Annotated in this window: 1 protein-coding gene and 1 pseudogene; both read left to right on the forward strand. The window is 29.1% G+C overall.

What is annotated here, in order from left to right:
• Positions 1–555, forward strand: a pseudogene (locus tag ACLR9T_RS14550) (phosphoglucosamine mutase); the annotation flags it as partial.
• Positions 556–631: 76 nt separating this feature from the next.
• Positions 632–1,279: response regulator transcription factor (locus ACLR9T_RS14555; protein WP_413110167.1), on the forward strand; the 648-nt coding region annotated here is incomplete at its 3' end.

Consider the following 1,279-nt stretch of genomic DNA (forward strand, 5'->3'; position numbering starts at 1 on the left):
TTAGAGATTAAATCCAAAGGTGAATTGTTAAATAACACAATTGTGACAACAATCATGAGTAATTTTGGTTTATATAAATCATTGGATAAAGTGGGTATTCAGTATGAAAAGACTGCTGTTGGTGATAAGTATGTTTATGAAAATATGGTTCAAAATGGACACTGTATTGGTGGAGAACAATCTGGACATATTATTTTCTCAAAACATGCAACAACTGGTGATGGTATTTTAACATCATTAAAAGTTGTAGAAACTATGGTTGAAAATAAAAGAACATTAGCTCAATTAACTGAAGCGGTTGATATTTATCCACAATTATTAATTAATGTTCGTGTAACTGATAAAAAGAAAGCACAAGAAGATCCTGATGTTCAAGCAGCTGTTAAAGAAGTAGAAGAAATTCTGGGAAGTGATGGGAGAATTTTAGTACGTGAAAGTGGAACTGAACCTGTTGTACGTGTTATGGTTGAGGCACAAAGCGATGAAATCTGCCATGAAAATGTATTAAAGGTTGTTAATGTGATTAAAGCAAAAGGATATGCAGTAGAAAAATAAAAGTTTCACATATTATCACAAATTATTGCCATATTCTATGGCAATCTTTTGTATATAGTGATAGTGAGGTGATTTTATGAAATATCGTATTAACATCATAGATGATGAAAAAAACTTAAATGATTTGGTAAGAACTTATTTAGAAAAAGAGGGATATATTGTTTATTCCTTCTATACATATGAAGAAGCTTTATTACATAAAGATGATGATGTCCATTTATGGATTGTTGATAGTATGTTAGATAAAAGCAGTGGATTTGATCTTCTTAATGAAATCAAATATTGTAAGCCCAACATGCCTATTGTTTTCATGAGTGCTAGAGATCAAGAGTTTGATCGTATTATTGGTCTTGAAAAAGGTTGTGATGAATATATTACAAAACCTTTCAATATCAAAGAAGTGATTTTAAGAATACATAATGTTTTAAAACGTGTATATAAAGATGATCCTGCTTTAATTAATGTTGATGGTTATGCAATTGATGAAGAAAAGCGTAAAGTTTTATTTAATAAAGAAGAAATAGAATTAACAACTAAAGAATATGAATTGTTAATATATTTTGTTAAAAATAAAGGAATTGCTATTTCTAGAGAGCAAGTTTTAGCCAAAGTATGGGATGAAAATTACTTTGGAAGTGATCGTGTTGTTGATGATACATTACGACGCTTGAGAAAGAAAATGCCTGATTTAAATATAAAAACAATTTATGGTTTTGGATATCGA

Source organism: Thomasclavelia sp., assembly GCF_047249845.1.
Taxonomy (GTDB): domain Bacteria; phylum Bacillota_I; class Bacilli_A; order Erysipelotrichales; family Coprobacillaceae; genus Thomasclavelia.